19 protein-coding genes are annotated in these 18039 nt (G+C 70.8%); 14 read left to right on the top strand and 5 right to left on the bottom strand.

Annotated features, from left to right (window positions below):
* Positions 1 to 30: 30 nt before the first annotated feature.
* Together F1734_RS15465 and F1734_RS15460 are read left to right on the top strand one after the other, a co-directional pair.
* Positions 31 to 492 (top strand): SRPBCC family protein, encoded by a 462-nt coding sequence (locus tag F1734_RS15465; RefSeq protein ID WP_017682165.1) that lies wholly within the window; start codon positions 31 to 33, stop codon positions 490 to 492.
* Entirely contained in the window at positions 489 to 653 is a 165-nt protein-coding gene (locus F1734_RS15460) for a hypothetical protein (RefSeq protein WP_017682166.1), read from the top strand. Before F1734_RS15465 ends, F1734_RS15460 begins: the two co-directional genes overlap by 4 nt.
* Before the next feature lie 149 nt (positions 654 to 802).
* Here the strand turns inward: F1734_RS15460 and F1734_RS15455 are convergent, their stop codons facing one another.
* Both F1734_RS15455 and F1734_RS15450 read right to left on the bottom strand, forming a co-directional pair.
* Positions 803 to 2176 carry a cytochrome P450 gene (locus F1734_RS15455; protein ID WP_017682167.1) on the bottom strand — a complete coding sequence of 458 codons (1374 nt, stop codon included), beginning with the start codon at positions 2174 to 2176 and terminating at the stop codon, positions 803 to 805.
* 92 nt (positions 2177 to 2268) lie between these two features.
* Positions 2269 to 3711 (bottom strand): alpha,alpha-trehalose-phosphate synthase (UDP-forming), encoded by a 1443-nt coding sequence (locus F1734_RS15450; RefSeq protein ID WP_017682168.1) that lies wholly within the window; start codon positions 3709 to 3711, stop codon positions 2269 to 2271.
* A 406-nt stretch (positions 3712 to 4117) separates the two neighbouring features.
* Here F1734_RS15450 and dps point away from each other — a divergent pair, with 406 nt between their 5' ends.
* Entirely contained in the window at positions 4118 to 4657 is a 540-nt protein-coding gene (gene dps / locus F1734_RS15445) for a DNA starvation/stationary phase protection protein Dps (protein ID WP_010595287.1), read from the top strand.
* Between the two features lie 68 nt (positions 4658 to 4725).
* On the opposite strand, the gene F1734_RS15440 is transcribed toward dps, so the two are convergent.
* Complete coding sequence (locus F1734_RS15440) at positions 4726 to 5139, bottom strand: MerR family transcriptional regulator (RefSeq protein ID WP_040275097.1); 414 nt, start codon at positions 5137 to 5139, stop codon at positions 4726 to 4728.
* Between the two features lie 289 nt (positions 5140 to 5428).
* Between F1734_RS15440 and pyk the strand changes: the two genes are divergently transcribed.
* Complete coding sequence (pyk, locus tag F1734_RS15435; RefSeq protein WP_203010772.1) at positions 5429 to 6850, top strand: pyruvate kinase; 1422 nt, start codon at positions 5429 to 5431, stop codon at positions 6848 to 6850.
* Positions 6847 to 7719 carry an acyl-CoA thioesterase gene (locus tag F1734_RS15430; RefSeq protein WP_040275098.1) on the top strand — a complete coding sequence of 291 codons (873 nt, stop codon included), beginning with the start codon at positions 6847 to 6849 and terminating at the stop codon, positions 7717 to 7719. The genes pyk and F1734_RS15430 overlap by 4 nt, the downstream gene beginning before the upstream one ends.
* 60 nt (positions 7720 to 7779) lie before the next feature.
* Here the strand turns inward: F1734_RS15430 and F1734_RS15425 are convergent, their stop codons facing one another.
* The gene (locus F1734_RS15425) at positions 7780 to 8430 is read right to left on the bottom strand and encodes a TetR/AcrR family transcriptional regulator (RefSeq protein ID WP_017682171.1); all 651 of its coding nucleotides are present in this window, start codon (positions 8428 to 8430) and stop codon (positions 7780 to 7782) included.
* Positions 8431 to 8510: 80 nt separating this feature from the next.
* Here F1734_RS15425 and F1734_RS15420 point away from each other — a divergent pair, with 80 nt between their 5' ends.
* Positions 8511 to 9464: an NAD(P)-dependent alcohol dehydrogenase gene (locus F1734_RS15420; protein ID WP_048771047.1), complete on the top strand. Its 954-nt coding sequence runs from the start codon at positions 8511 to 8513 to the stop codon at positions 9462 to 9464.
* A gap of 65 nt (positions 9465 to 9529) precedes the next feature.
* On the top strand, positions 9530 to 10180 hold the full coding sequence (locus F1734_RS15415; RefSeq protein WP_203010771.1) for a nucleoside/nucleotide kinase family protein: 651 nt from the start codon (positions 9530 to 9532) through the stop codon (positions 10178 to 10180).
* A gap of 170 nt (positions 10181 to 10350) precedes the next feature.
* Here F1734_RS15415 and F1734_RS15410 read toward each other — a convergent pair whose 3' ends face one another.
* Positions 10351 to 10833, bottom strand: a complete 483-nt coding sequence (locus F1734_RS15410) for an adenosine-specific kinase (protein WP_010595294.1) — start codon at positions 10831 to 10833, stop codon at positions 10351 to 10353.
* Between the two features lie 266 nt (positions 10834 to 11099).
* Between F1734_RS15410 and acsA the strand changes: the two genes are divergently transcribed.
* The 7 genes from acsA to F1734_RS15375 all read left to right on the top strand — a co-directional run bounded on the left by acsA (position 11100) and on the right by F1734_RS15375 (position 17881).
* Entirely contained in the window at positions 11100 to 12929 is a 1830-nt protein-coding gene (gene acsA / locus F1734_RS15405; RefSeq protein ID WP_017682174.1) for an acetate--CoA ligase, read from the top strand.
* A complete protein-coding gene (gene pdhA, locus F1734_RS15400; protein ID WP_017682175.1) occupies positions 12926 to 13939 on the top strand; it encodes a pyruvate dehydrogenase (acetyl-transferring) E1 component subunit alpha in 1014 nt (337 codons plus the stop codon). Before acsA ends, pdhA begins: the two co-directional genes overlap by 4 nt.
* Positions 13936 to 14910: an alpha-ketoacid dehydrogenase subunit beta gene (locus F1734_RS15395; RefSeq protein WP_017682176.1), complete on the top strand. Its 975-nt coding sequence runs from the start codon at positions 13936 to 13938 to the stop codon at positions 14908 to 14910. Before pdhA ends, F1734_RS15395 begins: the two co-directional genes overlap by 4 nt.
* 9 nt (positions 14911 to 14919) lie before the next feature.
* Positions 14920 to 16152 (top strand): dihydrolipoamide acetyltransferase family protein, encoded by a 1233-nt coding sequence (locus F1734_RS15390; RefSeq protein ID WP_040275099.1) that lies wholly within the window; start codon positions 14920 to 14922, stop codon positions 16150 to 16152.
* Positions 16153 to 16161: 9 nt separating this feature from the next.
* On the top strand, positions 16162 to 16434 hold the full coding sequence (locus F1734_RS15385) for an acyl carrier protein (RefSeq protein ID WP_010595299.1): 273 nt from the start codon (positions 16162 to 16164) through the stop codon (positions 16432 to 16434).
* Between the two features lie 131 nt (positions 16435 to 16565).
* On the top strand, positions 16566 to 17267 hold the full coding sequence (locus tag F1734_RS15380) for a GAF and ANTAR domain-containing protein (RefSeq protein WP_230831664.1): 702 nt from the start codon (positions 16566 to 16568) through the stop codon (positions 17265 to 17267).
* A 173-nt stretch (positions 17268 to 17440) separates the two neighbouring features.
* Complete coding sequence (locus F1734_RS15375) at positions 17441 to 17881, top strand: DUF4383 domain-containing protein (RefSeq protein ID WP_017682388.1); 441 nt, start codon at positions 17441 to 17443, stop codon at positions 17879 to 17881.
* The last annotated feature ends 158 nt before the right edge of the window (positions 17882 to 18039 follow it).

The raw sequence follows: 18039 nt of genomic DNA, 5'->3' as shown, positions 1-18039 counted from the left end.
ACCGTGCCGGTCGCGGCAGGAAGGAACGTCATGAGCACGATCATCGAATCGGTCGACGTCCACGTCCCGATCCGTACGGCCTATGACCAGTGGACGCAGTTCGAGGAGTTTCCCCGCTTCATGGAGGGCGTCGAGCAGGTCCGCCAGATCGACGACACCCACACCCACTGGGTCGTCACGGTGGCCGGTGGCACCAGGGAGTTCGACGCGACGATCACCGAGCAGCATCCCGACGAGCGGGTCGCATGGAAATCCGACGCCGGTCCGGATCATGCCGGCGTGATCACCTTCCACCGGCTCGACGAGTCCACCACGCGGGTCACCGCTCAGATGGATGTCGACCCCGACGGCGTGATGGAGAACGTCGCCGACAAACTCGGGCTGCTCGACCTGCGCATCAAGGGCGACATGCAGCGCTTCAAGGAGTTCATCGAGAAGCGGGGCGTCGCCGACGGCGGCTGGCGCGGCGACGTCGATCGTCCCGGTTCGTGAGCGCAACCCGGAAGGAGAAGGTCGTGACGGCGAAGAAGTCGAGGGACGAGGACGACGGGCCCAAGGGCGGCCGGCCCGGCCCGGTGGACGAGGGCAAGGACGGCGGCATGGCGACCCGGGAGAAGGCCCCGGAGATCGCCGAGAACGCCACCGACGACTGATCGGGGAACCGGAACGGGGCGGTGCGGCCGAGCTGCACCGCCCCGTTGCCGGTGCGCACACCCGTCGCGGGTTCCGGCTTCCCGGGTCGAGGCAACCCCGAAGCCGGAGGGCCTGGACGTCGATGGGTCCTGGACGTCGATCCGCGGCGTCACCCCGCCGGTGAGCGGACGGCGAACTGCAGTCCGAAGTTGTTCAGGGTGGCCGGCAGCGGTCGTGCCGGATCCGGCGTCAGCCGGGAGGTCAGCGTGAATTCGGCGCCGGCGAGCAGGTGCGCGAGCAGGGTACTCGTGACGAACAGGACGAGATTGCGACCCGGGCACCCGGCCGGGCCGACACTGAACGGCACGAGCGCGGGATACCGGTCCGCCCGGCCGTCGAGCCAGATCTCCGGCGCGAACCGGTCCGCGAACGGCAGCGTCTCGCGATCGCGGTGGAAGGCCGGCGCCAGCACGACGAACCCGGTCCCGGACGGGATCGGGTAGCTGCCGCGCTCGTCGCTCCACGTCGTGTCGGCCGTCGAATCCCGCAGGATCGCAGGGGTGGTCGGCCACAGCCGCGTCGTGTCGAGGACGCACCCACGCAGGTATTCGAGCGGTGCGGGGCTCCCGAGGCCGGCGGCGGCGATGTCGCTGCGGGCCCGCGCCCGTTGTTCGGGATGGGTGGCGAGTACTGCGAGGGTGCGAGCGGTGACCATGCCTGCGGCGTCGAAGGCGAACAGCCAGTGCGGAATCTGCCCCTGCGGATCGACCGCGGCCGGTTCGGCGATCTCTCCGAGCGCGCCGGCGAGGGTTCCGGCGGGAGCCCGCTCGACGTAACCGTGCAGCCGCTCGGTGAACCGGTCGCGCAGCCGATGGCGCACCGGATGGGCGTAGGCCCAGTTGCCGTCGGACCGCAACCGCCACAGCTGATCGGTGAGGGTGTCGTCGTCGCGCGCCGCATCGCCGAGGACGAGCCTGCGCACCAGTCGCCACCAGCACCGGGTGAACTCGGCGGCGCTGAGGCCGCCCTCCGCGCGGGCGCGGCGCAGCAGCCCGTTCGCCTCCTCCTCGATGGTGTGCAGCATCGGTGTGGCGAGCCGGTGCAGGTCCCGATCGGTGTCGAGCGCCGCCTCGTTGACGGCACGGCGCCTCTCCCGCAGCGGGGTGCGCGAGACGAGCACGCCGTGCGGCTGGAACGGACCGAGGGCAGCGCGCTTCTCGACCGTCGCGGCGGTGTAGGACCCGGCGTCGGTGCGCAGCACGGCATCGACGTCCTGGGGGGAGAGCACCACCGCGAGGGTCCGCCCGGGCAGGGCGAGGGTGAGGGGAGCGTCCCCGTAGCGGTCGCGCAGGCGCGCGACGGTGCCGACGATGCGCGCGTCGGCCTGTGTCCGCTCGAGCAGACCCATCACCCTGCGACGGCGTGCGATGGCGCCCGCGGCGACGAACGGCAGGCCGACCTCGGCGGCGAACCGGGCGGTGTCGGCCGCGGAGGCCCGCCGGGCACGAGGCGGGGAGGGGCTCTGAACTACGGGGCCGGTCATCGGCGGTCTCCTCCCGACGCAGGGTCACGGTCACGGGAGGAATCGCCGCCCGGACGGATCGCTAAACGTGATCCGGCCGCACCGAGCCCGATTCAGGCGCTCGCCGCCGCGGTGGGACCGGTCCCGCTGGCGCGCAGGTCCGTGAGAAAGGCGTTGGCCCACCGGTCGACGTCGTGATGGAGCACCTGGGTGCGCAGCGACTGCATCCGGCGGGCCGCGGTGGCCGGATCCTCGGTGGCGGCGACGACGATGGCGCGTTTGACGGCGTCGAGGTCGTGTGGATTGACCAGGTGGGCGCGGCGCAACTCGCTTGCCGCCCCGGTGAATTCACTCAGGACGAGGGCTCCCGTGCCGTCGGCCCGGCACGCGATGTACTCCTTGGCGACCAGGTTCATGCCGTCGCGCAGAGGCGTGACGAGCATGACGTCCGCGGCGCTGTACAGGGCCATGAGCTCGTCCCGGTCCACGGGCCGGTGCAGATAGTGCACCACCGGCCGGCCCAGCTGTCCGTACTCGCCGTTGAGGTGACCCACCTTGCGTTCGATGTCCTCGCGCAGCTGCGCGTAGGCGGACACGCGCTCGCGGCTCGGGGTGGCCAGCTGCACCATGGCGACCTTCTCGGGGTCGAGGGTGCCCTCGTCGAGCAGCTCGTGCAGCGCCTCGAGCCGGATGTCGATGCCCTTGGTGTAGTCGAGGCGGTCCACGCCGAGCAGAAGGGTCTCGGGGTTGCCGAGTTCCTCGCGGACCTGCGCGGCCCGCTCACGGATGTGCGGGGACTGCACGCGTTCGGCGAAATGGGCCGAGTCGATCGAGATGGGGAAGGCGCCGACCTGCACGCGCCGGTCACCGACGTCGACGCTGCCCACACACGAGTCCAGGTCGGAGTGCGCGTTGGTGTGCAGCCCGAGCAGGCGCTGCGCCAGGAACAGGAAGTTGCGGGCGCCGCCGGGCAGGTGGAAGCCCACCAGGTCGGCGCCGAGCAGGCCCTCCACGACGGCGGTGCGCCACGGCAGCTGGAGGAACAGCTCCGTAGGCGGGAAGGGAATGTGCAGGAAGAATCCGATCCTCAGGTCGGGCCGCAACTCGCGCAGCATCTTCGGCACCAGCTGCAGCTGGTAGTCGTGCACCCACACGGTGGCGCCCGGGGCGGCCGCCTCGGCCGCCGCCGCCGCGAAGCGGCGGTTGACCGCGACGTAGGTCCGCCACCACGTCCGGTCGTAGACGGGTGCGACGATCGCGTCGTGGTACAGCGGCCACAGTGTCGCGTTGGAGAAGCCCTCGTAGTAGTCGGCCACCTCGCCTTCGGTGAGCGAGACGGGGTGCATCGTGATGCCGTCCTCGGTGAAAGGCTCGAACGCGACGTCGGCGGCGCCGGGCCAGCCCACCCATGCGCCGTCGGCGGCGCGCAGCACCGGTTCCAGGGCGGTGACGAGTCCCCCCGGGCTGCGGCGCCACCCGCCTCGTCCGTCGTCGGCCGAAGGGTCGTAGTCGACCGGGAGCCGATTGGCCACCACCACCAGGTCCGCTGCGGTCATCGCGTCGCGCCTCCTTGCTCGACACCGGGGCCGGTCGCTCCGGCGAGTGCCGTCGAACTCGTACTTATGACAAGTAGTTTTTGTCTATCACTCGCGGCGGAGCGGGGAGGCGCTTCGAGGCGCCCGAGATCCCGCGTCGTCCCGCCTCCGCTCGCACTCGATAGATAATCTGTCTCGCAGAACAGAAGTTTTGTCAAACGCTGCGTGCACTCCGATCGGGTCGGCGTGCCCGCCAGCAGACGCGGTCCCGCGCGCGGCGACGTGCATGCGCCGGTCGCCCGGCGGTTTCGGCACCCGGGGAACGGGGTAGCCCGACTGTGGGTTACCCGGCACCCACGTGCCGACCGGCGGGCCGGCGAGCCGGCCTGCGGAGGTACTACACACGAGCCTGTAGGAGGAATCGAAGATGGCGAAGTTCACCGTCCCCGGCCTGAGCGACAGCGAGGGGGTCCGGGTGGCCGAAGTGCTGCAGAATCGCCTCAGCGCCTACAACGACCTGCACCTCACCCTCAAGCACGTGCACTGGAACGTCGTGGGACCGAACTTCATCGGCGTGCACGAGATGATCGACCCGCAGGTCGAAGCGGTCCGGGGATTCGCCGACGACGTCGCCGAGCGCATCGCGGCCCTCGGTTCGTCGCCGAAGGGAACCGCGGGCGCGATCGAGAAGGACCGTTCGTGGGACGACTACTCGGTCGGGCGGGACACCGCCCAGGCGCATCTCGCCGCGCTCGATCTGGTGTACGACGGCGTGATCGGGGACTGCCGCAAGGCGATCTCGGAGGTCGGGGAGATCGATCCGATCACCGAGGATCTGCTCATCGGGCAGACGCGGGATCTCGAGAAGTTCCAGTGGTTCGTCCGGGCCCATCTCGAGAACGCCTCCGGGACCCTGACGCACGAGGGCGCACGCACCGAGCAGCAGGCCGCGAACGAAGCCCGCTGAGCGGGCGGCGGCCGGGTTGCCGGTTGCTCGACTACGCACCGGTCGCCGGCGGGCGACCGGTGCGTCTGTTACGAGGTCGCTGCGCTGTCGTCGGTGGCCGCCCGCAGGCGCGCGTTGTCCGACTCGAGGCGCGCGTTGGCGTCCTCGAGGCGGGCGTTGTCCGATTCGAGGCGCGCGTTGTGCGATTCGAGGCGCGCGTTGTGGGATGCCAGTTCGGCGTGGTGCGACTCGAGCCGGAAGATCTGGGCGATGCCGGCCAGATTGATGCCCTCGGACAGGAGCTCGCTGATGCGTCGCAGGCGCGCCACGTCGTCGTCGCTGTAGCGGCGGGTGCCGCCCCGGGTGCGCGCCGGGCTGAGCAGTCCGCGACGCTCGTACAGCCGCATGGACTGCGGGTCGACCCCGGACAGCTCGGATGCCACCGAGATGCCGTAGACACCGCGGCGGGGGTGCGGCACCGGCTCCTTCCTCGTCTTCTCCATTCCAGGTTCCCTCGTTCGGTGTCCTCGCTGCCACGGTCTCCGGTGGACCGGAATCTACCCGATCACCACAGGAAACCTGCAGTACCGGAGACAGTTGCAGGTGGGGCGGCGGGGACGTCGATCGTCCGTCGCGAGCCGTCTCGGTGCGATTATCTCTTTCACGTGACACAGATTTTATCGCCCGGCCCGCTCGTCGCCCACCGCCGTCTCCGTGGCGTTGCTCCGGCCCGCCGGCTGCGGATCGCCCGCCGTGCTCCGCCGTCGCCGCGGGGGTACTAGGCTCGACCGCGTGACCCGACGCACCAAGATCGTTTGCACAATGGGCCCGGCCACGGCAGACCCCGAGGTCCTGAGGGAACTCGTCGACGCCGGGATGGACGTGGCCCGCCTCAACTTCAGCCACGGCACCCACGCCGACCACGAGGCTCACTACCGCCGCGTGCGGGAGGCCTCCGATACCAGCGGGCATGCCGTCGGCATCCTCGCCGACCTACAGGGCCCGAAGATCCGCCTCGGCCGGTTCGCCGAGGGCCCGACGGTGTGGAAGACCGGTGAGATCGTCCGGATCACCGTCGACGACGTCGAGGGCACGCACGACCGGGTCGCGACCACCTACGAGCAACTCGCCGACGACGCGCGCCCGGGGGATCGCCTGCTCGTCGACGACGGCAAGGTCGGCCTGGTCGTCGAGCACGTCGAGGGTCCGGACGTGGTCTGCCGCGTGACCGAGGGGGGACCGGTCAGCAACAACAAGGGCGTGTCCCTGCCGGGGATGAACATCTCGGTGCCGGCGCTGTCGGAGAAGGACATCGAGGACCTCGAGTTCGCCATGCGGCTCGGCGTGGACTTCGTCGCGCTGTCGTTCGTGCGTTCCCCGGCCGACATCGAGCTCGTGCACGAGGTGATGGACCGGGTCGGGCACCGGGTGCCGGTGATCGCCAAGCTCGAGAAGCCCGAGGCCATCGAGAATCTCGAGGCGGTCGTGCTGGCGTTCGATGCGGTGATGGTCGCCCGTGGTGACCTCGGCGTCGAGATGCCGCTCGAGGAGGTGCCCCTGGTGCAGAAGCGGGCGATCCAGATCGCCCGCGAGAACGCCAAGCCCGTCATCGTGGCCACCCAGATGCTCGAGTCGATGATCGAGAACTCCCGGCCGACCCGCGCCGAGGCCTCCGACGTCGCCAACGCGGTGCTCGACGGCGCGGACGCGGTGATGCTCTCCGGCGAGACGTCCGTCGGCAAGTACCCGGTCGAGACGGTGCGGACGATGGCCCGCATCATCGCGGCCGTGGAATCCGATCCCACCCGGGTGCCGGCGCTGACCCACGTGCCACGCACCAAGCGCGGGGTGATCTCCTACGCGGCACGGGACATCGGCGAACGGCTCGAAGCCAAGGCGCTGGTGGCGTTCACCCAGTCCGGCGACACGGTACGGCGCCTGGCGCGACTGCACACCCGGCTGCCGCTGCTGGCGTTCACCCCGGTGCCGCACATCCGCAGCCAGCTGGCGCTGACCTGGGGCACCGAGACGTTCTCCGTCGAACCGGTCGACACCACCGACGTGATGGTGCAGCAGGTCGATGCGGCGCTGCTCTCCCTCGGCCGATACCAGCGCGGCGACCTCGTCGTCATCGTGGCCGGGTCCCCGCCCGGCCGCTCCGGCTCGACCAACCTGATCCACGTGCACCGGCTCGGCGAGAAGGACACCCATTGAGCCGTCGCACCGCGACCGATCTCGAGGTCCTCGTCGATCTGCTCGATCTCGCGCAGATCGACGAGGACCGCTACCGCGGAGAGCACCCGGCCCAGGTGGGCAGCCGTACCTTCGGGGGCCAGCTCGTCGCCCAGGCACTGATCGCGGCCGGCCGCACCGTCGGCGACCGGCCGGTGCACGCGCTCAACGCTCACTTCATCCGCGGTGGCGACGTCAAGGTGCCGATCGAGTATCGGGTGGCCCGGCACCGCGACGGCCGGGACTTCGCGAACCGCATGGTCACCGCGTCCCAGAACGGCCAGGAGCTGTTCGTCATGCTCGTCGCCTTCCAGCGGTGGGGTAAGGGACTCGAGCATGCGGTGAGCGTTCCGGAGGTGCCCTACCCGGACGTGCTGCCGCCGCTCGGGGACCACCTGTCCGGTTTCGAGGATCATCTGCCGCACTTCGTCAATGCCCTCAAACCGATCGACATGCGCTATGCCAACGACCCCGCGTGGATCCTCAAGGGCACCGGGGAACGGCTCTCGCACAACCGGGTGTGGATGCGCGCCGACGGCGCGTTGCCCGAGGACGCGCTCCTGCACGCCGCCACCCTGGCCTACAGCTCCGACACCACCGTGCTCGATTCGATCCTCACCACCCACGGGTTGTCCTGGGGGCTGGACCGCATCGTCGCCGCGACCGTCAACCACTCCATGTGGTTCCACCGGCCGGTCCGGTTCGACGAATGGACGTTGTACGCCACCGAGTCCCCGGTCGCGGCGGGCTCGCGCGGGCTCGCGACGGGCCGCTACTTCACCCTCGAGGGGGAACTCGTGGCCACGGTCGTGCAGGAGGGGCTGATCCGCCACTTCCCGCGCCGCGGCTGACGCGGGCGACCGCGTTCCGCGCCGCCGCCTGCGCAGTTCCTCGTCCCCGCCGGGCGCCCCTCAGTGCTCCACCCGGCTGCGGCGGTTCTCGAGCTCGTCGAGGATCAGCCCCAGTCCGTAGCCGAACTCGTCCGCGAACGAGTAGTCCTTCCCGATCACCAGTTCGCCGATCAGCTCGGCCAGGTAAGGGTAGGTGTCGGCCGGCACGTCGAGCTCCGAGGCGAACTCCTCGGCGCCGTCCGCCGCCGCAAAGGGCAGTTTCAGTTCGGTGAGCACGAAGCCGTACACATATGCGTCGACGACCGAGAAGGCGTGGGACGCCAGGGCCACCGGGAAGCCGTTCGTGCGCAGGCAACCGAGCACGGCATCGTGGTGCCTCAGGAGCGACGGACCCGGCGAACGGCGGGACTCGATCAAGGTGAGCGCCCAGGGATGCCGGGCGAGCACGTTCCGGGCCGAGGTCGCCCGGTGGAACATCGCCTGCCGCCACGGTTCGCCCGGTCCGGGCAGCACGATTCCCGCGAAGATCCAATCCGCGAGCCCATCGAGCAGCTCGGCCTTGTTGGCGATGTGATGGTAGAGCGACATCGCCTCCACACCCAGCTCCTTCCCGACGTTACGCATGCTCACCGCGGTGAGGCCGCCGCGGTCGGCTACGCGAACCGCGGCTTCGATGATCCCGATGCGGCTCAGAGCCGGCCGTTCGTTCATGTCTCCCTCGCGACCCTTGCGGACTTACGGCCGTAAGCCTAATGTCGCCAGACAAGACTTACATGTGTAAGGGAGGGCTTGTGAAGGCTGCAGTTGTCGACAGGTACGGGCCACCGCACGTCGTCCGCGTCGCAGAGGTGCCCACCCCGACCCCCGGGGACGCGGAAATCCTTGTCCGCGTCGCCGCCGCGGCCGTGACGGCCGCGGACTCGCGGATCCGCGCGGCTCGCTTCCCGAGCGGGTACGGACCGTTCGCCCGACTGATGTTCGGTGTGTTCCGGCCCCGGCGAAAAATCCTGGGCAGCACCTTCTCCGGTGTCGTCGAGTCGGTCGGGGCGAAGGTCGGCGGGTACTCCCGCGGCGACGAGGTGTGCGGCATGACCGGACTCGCGATGGGGACGCACGCGGAGTACGTCACGGTCGCGGCGGAGCGGGTGGTCCGCAAACCGGCAGCGGTCAGTCACACCGATGCAGCGGCGCTGCTGTTCGGCGGGAGCACCGCGCTGCACTTCCTGCGGGACAAGGCCGCGGCGGGACGCAGCGGTTCGGTGCTCGTGAACGGGGCGTCGGGTGCGGTCGGAACCAGCGCCGTCCAGCTGGCCAAGCATTTCGGCGCCACCGTCACGGCCGTCACCAGCACGCCCAACGTCGGCCTCGTCGCCGGACTCGGCGCCGACACGGTCGTCGACTACACGGTCACCCCGGTGTCCGACCTGACAGACCGGTTCGACGTCGTACTCGACACCGTCGGCAACCTCACCCCCTCGTCCGGCCGGACGCTCCTGACCGACGGGGGCGTTCTGCTGCTTGCGGTGGCGAACCTGTGGGAGACGCTGCGCCCCGGTGCCGATGTCAAGGCGGGCGCTGCGCCCGAGCGAACCGAGGACTTCGAGTTCCTCCTGGAGTTGTCGGCCGCCGGCCGGCTCGTCACCGTCACCGACGACATCGGGGGACTCGAGCAGATCGTCTCGGCCCACGCGCGAGTGGACTCCGGCCACAAGGTCGGCAACCTCGTCGTCCGACCGGCGGGGTGACCGCACCGCTTCGAAGCCGAGGATTCTGCCGAGCCGGCGGCGCTGCGATGCCGGAAACTGGGCTGATGACGATGTTCACCCCCATCAGCCCGGCCGTCCTTGCCGACGCCATCGCCGAGCGCGCCGCCGGGCACCACGGACGGGTGTGTGTCGCGATCTCCGCCGCCGACGCGGCCGCACCGCTGGATCTGGCCGAGCAGGTGGCCGCCCGCCTGCGCGTCGAGGGGCGGCCGGCGGCCGTGCTGTCGCTGCACGACTTCGTGCGCCCGGCCTCGCTCCGGTTCGAGCACGGGCGCACCGACCAGGAGAGCTACCGCGCGAACTGGTTCGACTTCGGGGCGCTCGACCGCGAAGTGGTCCGGGGCCTGCGGGAGAACGGACGGTGGCTGCCGAAACTGTGGGACGAGGTGGAGGACCGGTCGGCACGCGCGCGGCGGATCGACGCTCCCGACGGTCAGGTGCTGACGATCGCAGGGCCCATGCTGCTCGGTCGGGGACTGGGCTTCGACGTCACGGTGCACCTCGCGATGTCGCAGGCCGCGTTGGATCGGCTGACGCCCGCCGAGGACCGCTGGACGATCCCGCCACTGCTCGGGCACGACGCCGCGACGGCCGCCGACGCCGACATCGTCGTGCGGTACGACCACCCGGACCGGCCGGCGATGCACGCTGCCGGTACGGTCGGCGGGGACCGGCGAGCCGGGCGGGGGCGATGAACCCGTGACCGGGCGGGGGCGATGAACCCGTGACCGGGCGGGGGCGATGAACCCGTGACCGGGCGGGCCCGGAGGCCGGACAGCCGGAAGACCGCACACACGTGCCGCCTGGTCGAGCCCGGGCCGGCGACGAACGGACCCTCCGCGCGCCGCGGCCCTTGTCCCCGCCGTCAGAGCTTGTAGCCGATCGTCCGCAGCAGGGCCTTGCGGTCGGCGACATCGGCGCTCGTCTCCACGCCCACGGGCGGGTTTCCGTCGATCACCCCGGCGATGCCCCGACCGAGATCGGTCTCGGCGACGATGATCTCGACCGGGTTGGCCGTGGCGCAGAAGATGCCGCAGACCTCCGGTACCTGCTTCAACGTGTTCAGGAAGTTCACCGGGTACCCGTCCTCGACGAACACGAAGAACGAGTGACCCGCGCCCACCGCCAGGGCGTTGCGCCGGGCCAACTCGACGAGCCGGTCGTCGTTGCCGGAGAAGCGCACGAGGCGAGGCCCGGACGCCTCGCAGAACGCCACGCCGAACCGCAGGTGAGGACTCACCCCGGCCAGTGCTTCGTGCAGATCCTCGACGGTCTTGACGAAGTGGGCCTGCCCGACGACGACGTTCATGTCGTCGGGCTTGTCGATCGCCACGATGTGCAACTCCACGATCGCCTCCTCGGATGCCCTGCGGACCGACAGACGTCGCCAGTCAGTCTGCCCGGCCGCGCCCCTCGGGGCAACGATCCCGCAGTCGGCGCCGAACGGAAGCTCTACCGCCGAACCTTCGGCGGGCGTCCCGGCACGGAGCATCCCGATCCGACCGTCCGGAGGACTTTTTCCCTCGGACCCGGGCGGGTCGACCGCCGGCACCGCACGCCCACGATGCGGGGCGTGAGGACCAATGCCCCTATGCCGGTCGTCCGGGGCGGCGCATGATCGGCTCGACGCGAACGGAGGGAGCGGCCGTGACGACGAGCAGCGACGCGGTGATCCGCAAGACGGCCGGCGAACTGCGGGTTCCGCCGAACCTGTCGGACTACGAGACCACCTGCGCTCGATTCACGTGGGAGCAGGTGGCGGCGCAGATGCCGGGCCCGCCGGGCGGCGGATGCAACATCGCCTGGTCGGCGGTCGACCGGCACGCCGACGGCCCGCTGCGGGACCGGCCGGCGCTCCGGTTCCTCGCACCGGGGGACGCAACCGGCCGCATCGAGGTCACGGAGTTGTCGTACCACGACCTCGCCGACCGGGTCCGCCGCTTCACCCGCGTCCTGCGCGACCTCGGGATCGGCAAGGGCGACCGGCTGTTCGTGTTCGCCGACCGGATCCCCGAGCTGTACATCGCTGTCCTCGGCGCCCTGCGCAACGGCACGGTCGTCACCCCGCTGTTCTCGGCCTTCGGTCCCGAACCGCTGGTCACCCGCCTCGAACTCGGCTCCGCGCAGGTCTTGGTGACCACGGAGGCGCTGTACCACCGGCGCGTCGCCGCGGTGCGCGACCGGGTGCCGACCCTCGAACACGTGCTGCTCGTCGGCGACGGCGGCGCCCCCACCGACGTGCCGGGCACGCTCGACCTGAGGGCACTGCTCGAGGCCGCCGAACCGGCCGCCGACCTCACCCCCACGACCGCCGACGACCCGTCGTTGCTGCACTTCACGAGCGGCACCACCGGCACCCCGAAGGGGGCGCTGCACGTGCACGGGGCCGTCGTGACGCACTACGCCACCGGCCGGTACGCCCTCGACCTGCACCCCGACGACATCTACTGGTGTACCGCCGATCCGGGGTGGGTGACGGGCACGTCGTACGGCATCGTCGCGCCGCTGCTGCACGGCGTCACCTCGATCGTCGACGAGGCGGAGTTCGACGCCGAACGGTGGTACCGGATCCTGCAGGACCAGCAGATCAGCGTCTGGTACACCGCCCCCACCGCCGTCCGGATGCTCATGCGCGCCGGACCCGAGGTCGCGAGGCGCTACCGGTTCCCGAACCTGCGGTTCGTCGCCAGTGTCGGCGAGCCGCTGGCCCCGGACGCCGTGTGGTGGGGTACCGAGGTGCTGGGACTCCCCATCCACGACAACTGGTGGCAGACCGAGACCGGCGGCATCATGATCGCCAATACACCGGCGTTCGACATCAAGCCCGGCTCTATGGGCCGTCCGCTGCCCGGGGTCGACGCCCGGATCGTCCGCCGCGACGAGGACGGCACCGTGCACGAGGTCACCGAGCCCGACACCGAAGGGGAACTGGCGCTGCGGGCCGGCTGGCCCTCGATGTTCCGCGGCTATCTGAACCAGGACCAGCGGTACCGCAAGTGCTTCGCCGACGATCTGTACCTCACCGGGGACCTCGCGCGCCGCGACGCCGACGGATACTTCTGGTTCGTCGGCCGCGCCGACGACGTCATCAAATCCGCCGGGCATCTCATCGGACCGTTCGAGGTCGAGAGCGCGCTCGCCGCGCACCCGGCCGTCCTCGAAGCCGCCGTGATCGGTGTGCCCGACGACATCCTCGGCGAGAAGGTCAAGGCGTTCGTCGTCCTCGAACGCGGCGTGGCACCGGACGACGCGTTGCGCCGCAAGCTGATCGGGCATGCCCGCGTCAAGCTCGGTGCGGCCGTCGCCCCGAAGGAACTCACCTTCGTCGACTCGCTGCCGCACACCCGCAGCGGCAAGACGCTGCGCCGGTTGCTCAAAGCCCGCGAACTCGGCCTCGCCGAAGGCGACACCTCGACGCTCGAGACCCCGGAGGTGGCCGGATGACCAGCGACCGGATCGGCGCTCACGCCGCCGGATTCCCCTACGACCGCGAGTTCGCGCTCGGGCTGCTGGCCGACATGCTGCGCATCCGGCGGATGGAGGAGAAGGCCGCCGAACTCTACGGCGCCGGCAAGATCCGCGGATTCCTGCACCTGTACGTGGGGGAGGAGGCCGTGGCAGTCGGGGCCCTGCACGCACTCGATCGCGGCGACACCGTCGTCGGTACCTACCGTGAACACGGGCACGCCCTCATCCACGGGTTGTCCATGAACGCGATCATGGCCGAGATGTTCGGCAAGCAGGAAGGCTGCTCCCGCGGTCGCGGCGGTTCGATGCACCTGTTCGACGCCGCCACCCGCTTCTACGGCGGCAACGCGATCGTCGGTGGCGGCCTGCCGCTGGCGGTGGGCCTGGCGCTGGCCGACAAGATGCAGTCGGCCCCGAGGGTCACCGCCTGCTTCTTCGGCGAGGGAGCGATGGCCGAGGGCGCGTTCCACGAAGCGCTCAACCTCGCGGCCCTGTGGCAGCTGCCGGTCCTGTTCTGCTGCGAGAACAACCTGTACGCCATGGGCACCGCCCTGGCCCGGTCCGAATCGCAGACCGACCTGTGCGCCAAGGCCGCCGCGTTCGGTGTCCCCACCCTCCGGACGGACGGGATGGACGTGCTCGCCGTCCACGAGACGACCCGGGCCGGGGTCTCCCACGTCCGCAGTACCGGCGGACCGATGTTCGTCGAGTTCCAGACCTACCGATTCCGCGCCCATTCGATGTTCGATCCCGAACTCTACCGGGACAAGGCCGAGGTCGAACGCTGGAAGGAACGCGGCCCCATCCACACGTTCTCGGCGCGGCTGAAGGCGCTGAATCTGCTGACCGAGGAACAGTTCCTGCACCTCGACGCGCAGGCCACGGCCGAGGTCGACGCCGCCGTCGCCTTCGCCGAGGCCGGCACCTGGGAGCCGGAGTCCGACCTCCTGCGCGATGTGACCACACCGGCCGGGGAGGCGCCGTGAAACTCAGCTATCGCGAAGCCCTGCGCGCCGCCCTGCACGACGCGCTCAGCACCGATCCGCGAGTGTTCCTGATGGGGGAGGACATCGGGCGGTACGGCGGCACGTACGCCGTGACCAAGGGCCTGCTCGACGAGTTCGGACCCGAACGCATCCGGGACACCCCACTGTCGGAACTGGGGTTCGTCGGCGCGGGCATCGGGGCGGCCCTCGGCGGGATGCGCCCCGTCGTCGAGATCATGACCGTCAACTTCAGCCTGCTCGCCCTCGATCAGATCGTGAACACCGCCGCCGCGCTGCGCCACATGTCGGGCGGCCAGTTCTCCGTGCCGATCGTGATCCGCATGGCCACCGGGGCCGGACGGCAACTGGCCGCGCAGCACTCGCACAGCCTCGAGGCGTGGTACGCACACATCCCCGGCATCCGGGTCCTGGCCCCGGCAACCGTGCAGGACGCCCGCGGAATGCTCGCCCCCGCCCTGGCGGATCCGGACCCGGTCGTCGTGTTCGAGCACGCCCTGCTCTACAACACCACCGCCGACGTCGACCCAGACGAACCGGTCGACATCGACCGCGCGCGGGTGCTCCGGCCCGGCGGCGACGTGACCCTCGTCGCCTACGGCGGCACCGTCGGCAAGGCCCTCGCCGCCGCGGAAACGCTCGCGGGCAGCGGCATCGAGGCCGAGGTCGTCGACCTGCGGGTGCTGCGTCCGCTCGACACCGCCACCGTCGTGGACTCCGTCCGCCGCACCCATCGGGTGGTGGTCGTCGACGAAGGCTGGCGCAGCGTCGGCCTCGCCGCCGAAGTGACCACCCGGATCGTCGAGGAGGCGTTCTACGACCTGGACGCGCCCGTGGCCCGGGTGTGCAGCGAAGAGGTGCCGGTGCCCTACGCCCGGCACCTGGAACAGGCGGCGATCCCGCAACCGGAGAAGATCGTCGCCGCCGTGCTGGCGTTGACGGGCGAGAACTGAGGAGGCGACGTGTTCGAGTTCACCCTGCCGTCCCTCGGCGCCGACATGGACGAGGGCACCCTGACCGAATGGCGCGTCGCACCCGGTGACACGGTCGAGCGGGGCCAGGTGATCGCCTCGGTGGACACCGCGAAGGCGGAGGTCGAGGTCGAGATCTGGCGGGACGGGGTCGTCCACCGGCTGCTCGCGCAGCCGGGCGTGACCCTGCCGGTCGGCGCGGCGATGGCCACGATGCTCGAACCCGGGGAGGACGCTCCGCCCGTCGACGGGATCCCGGCGTCCGAGGCCCCGGCTGCGACACCCGTCCCCGCACCGGCTGTGGCGGCCCCCGTTCCCGCGCCCGCCGGTGCGGCCCCCGCCACCCGGCCCGCGCCGGCCGCGCGGCGGCGGATCTCGCCGGCCGCCCGCCGGCAGGCCCGGGCGCTGGGCGTCGACCTCGACACCGTGACCGGCACCGGGCCCTGGCAGTCGGTGACGATCGAGGACGTCGATCGGGCGGCGGCCGCCCGTACCGCGGTCGCATCCGCCGCCCCGGCGCCCCCGCCCGCCGCGGCTCCGGCGAAGACCCCCGTCGACAAGGCCGCCGAGATGCGCCGCGCCATCGCATCCGCGATGGGACGGTCCAAGCGGGAGATCCCGCACTACTACCTCTCGGAGCAGATTCCGCTCACACGCGCCCTCGACTGGCTCACCGACTACAACGCGCAACGGCCGGTCACCGAGCGCGTCCTGCTTGCGGCGCTGCTGATCAAGGCGGTCGCGCTGGCCACCCGGCGCTGTCCGGAGATGAGCGGATTCTGGACCGACGACGAGTTCCACCCGGCCCCGGCCACACACGTGGGGGTGGCGGTCTCCCTGCGCCAGGGTGGGCTGATCGCCCCGGCGATCCACGACGTCGCCGACCTCGCCCTGCCCGAACTCATGGCGGCTCTCGCCGACCTCGTCAAGCGCGCCCGGGCCGGATCGTTGCGCAGCTCGGAGATGTCCGACCCCACCGTCACCGTGACCAACCTCGGGGAGGAGAGCGTGGAGTCGGTGTACGGGGTGATCTACCCGCCGCAGGTCGCGCTGGTCGGTTTCGGCAAGCCGACACGGCGCCCGTGGGTCGACGGCGACACCGTGCGGCCCGTATCGGCGGTCACCGCGACCCTGGCCGCCGACCATCGGGTCAGCGACGGCCGGCGCGGCGCCCTGTTCCTGACCGAGATCGCCGAACTGCTCCAGCACCCCGAACGACTGTGAGGTGAGATCGTGACCACCGACGAGACCGCTACCGGCGAACCCGCCGACCTCCGCGCCGCCGTCGTCGCCGCGATCGCCGACGTCGCCCCCGAGATCGAGGATCTCGAACTGGCGGGGGACCGGCCGCTGCGCCAACAGGTCGACCTCGACTCGATGGACTGGCTGAACGTGCTGATCGGCCTGCGATCGTCGCTCGGAGTGGACATCCCCGAGGCGGACTACGCGCACCTGAGCACGCTCGACGGTCTCGTCGACTATCTGGCGCAGCGCCTCGGCCAGTGAACCCCCCGGATCGGGTCCCCGACCGCCCGGCCGGGTGCATGCTGGGGAGTGCAACGACCGACGAGGATGCAGTCGTGGACGGGGACATGGCCGGGAACAACCCTCTGTGTGGGCGAGTCGGAGAGATCGCCGTGGCGCTGCGGAGGCTGTCCGACTCGCTCGACGAGGGCGACGAGCTGCCCGAACTCCTGCGGCGGCTCGTCGACAACGTCGTGAAGATCGTGCCCGACGCCGGGAGCGCAGGGGTGACGGTGGTACGGGACGGTCGGCTCGAGACCGAGGTCTGCAGCAATCCGCTGGTCTACGAACTCGACCACGCGCAGTTCCTCGCCGGTGCAGGGCTGTGCCTCGACGCGGCGCGGAGCGGCCGGGTGGTCCGCGCGGACCGCGCGGAGACGCGGCGACGCTGGCCGGAATTCGCGGAGCGCGCGGAACAGTTCGGGACGGCGAGCTCACTGGCCGCCCCCCTGCGGATCGACGAGGAGACAGCCGGCTCGTTCAACCTCTACAGCGAGCACGACCACGGATTCGACTCGCTGGACGAGACGCTGGTGGAGGTGTTCACGACGGCTGTGGAAACCGCGCTGCGGCAGGCCCGACGCGGTGCCCGCGCCCGGGCGGAGATCGCGCAACTCGGTCGCGCCCTGCGGTCGCGTCCGACGATCGACCGCGCGGTCGGGATCGTCATGGCCGCTCGCGGACTGACCGCCGAGGAGGCCTTCGCCGTGCTGGTGCGGCAGTCGCAGCACGAGAACGTCAAGCTGCGCGACATCGCGGCCCGCCTCGTCGCCCGGCCCGTCCCCACCGGTCGGCCCCCACGCCCGGGGCCGTGACCGGGCGGGGCCCACCCGGTGAGGTGCGGCCCGCCGCCGATTCGGGAAAAACCCCGAAAGCGAGGTTTCGCCGGTGTGCCCGGAGGTATCACTCCGACAGCCGCAGCCGATCCGGCTCCGGTCACGTGTTCGAACGAAAGGAGCCGGCCATGGCCGAGCACGCAGGACGAACTATGACCCGGACACCGGTGCAGACAGCCGCCCTCGCTGTCGGCGTGGTGTTCCTCCTCGTCGGCATTCTCGGGTTCATTCCCGGAATCACGACCAACTACGACACCATGACGTTCGCCGGACACGAGTCCGAGGCCCTCCTGCTCGGGATCTTCGAAGTCTCGATCCTCCACAACATCGTGCATCTGCTCTTCGGCGTGGCGGGCGTCGCGATGGCCCGCACGGTGGGTGCCGCCCGGTCCTACCTCATCGGCGGCGGCATCATCTACCTGGTGCTGTGGCTCTACGGCCTGATCATCGACAAGGACAGCTCGGCCAACTTCGTGCCGGTCAACTCCGCCGACGACTGGCTGCACTTCGTTCTCGGGGTGGGCATGATCGCCCTCGGCTACCTCCTTACCCGCCGGACCACGACGCACCGCGCCGTGCCCGGTACCCGCTGACCGTCACCCCTCGGCCGCGTTTCGCACCACCCCGCCGACGGACACGCGGCGATCGGCCTCGACCGCGGCGCGCCTGCCGAGCGGCGTTCACCTCCGCGGCCCGCTCCGGCGACGCTGGACCACCACGTAGACGACCACTCCGACCAGAATGAGAATTC

It is taken from the genome of Rhodococcus ruber (assembly GCF_016804345.1).
Lineage (GTDB): Bacteria > Actinomycetota > Actinomycetes > Mycobacteriales > Mycobacteriaceae > Rhodococcus > Rhodococcus ruber.
This window is presented reverse-complemented; position numbering and strand designations above follow the sequence as displayed.

What these genes read in the sequence shown, in the direction of transcription:
- pdhA (WP_017682175.1), top strand. Translation starts at nt 12,926, where the DNA reads ATGACCAGCGACCGGATCGGCGCTCACGCCGCCGGATTCCCCTACGAC.
- dps (WP_010595287.1), top strand. Translation starts at nt 4,118, where the DNA reads ATGGCGAAGTTCACCGTCCCCGGCCTGAGCGACAGCGAGGGGGTCCGG.
- F1734_RS15450 (WP_017682168.1), bottom strand. Translation starts at nt 3,711, where the DNA reads ATGACCGCAGCGGACCTGGTGGTGGTGGCCAATCGGCTCCCGGTCGAC.
- F1734_RS15415 (WP_203010771.1), top strand. Translation starts at nt 9,530, where the DNA reads ATGACGATGTTCACCCCCATCAGCCCGGCCGTCCTTGCCGACGCCATC.
- F1734_RS15455 (WP_017682167.1), bottom strand. Translation starts at nt 2,176, where the DNA reads ATGACCGGCCCCGTAGTTCAGAGCCCCTCCCCGCCTCGTGCCCGGCGG.
- F1734_RS15425 (WP_017682171.1), bottom strand. Translation starts at nt 8,430, where the DNA reads ATGAACGAACGGCCGGCTCTGAGCCGCATCGGGATCATCGAAGCCGCG.
- F1734_RS15375 (WP_017682388.1), top strand. Translation starts at nt 17,441, where the DNA reads ATGACCCGGACACCGGTGCAGACAGCCGCCCTCGCTGTCGGCGTGGTG.
- F1734_RS15440 (WP_040275097.1), bottom strand. Translation starts at nt 5,139, where the DNA reads ATGGAGAAGACGAGGAAGGAGCCGGTGCCGCACCCCCGCCGCGGTGTC.
- acsA (WP_017682174.1), top strand. Translation starts at nt 11,100, where the DNA reads ATGATCGGCTCGACGCGAACGGAGGGAGCGGCCGTGACGACGAGCAGC.
- F1734_RS15465 (WP_017682165.1), top strand. Translation starts at nt 31, where the DNA reads ATGAGCACGATCATCGAATCGGTCGACGTCCACGTCCCGATCCGTACG.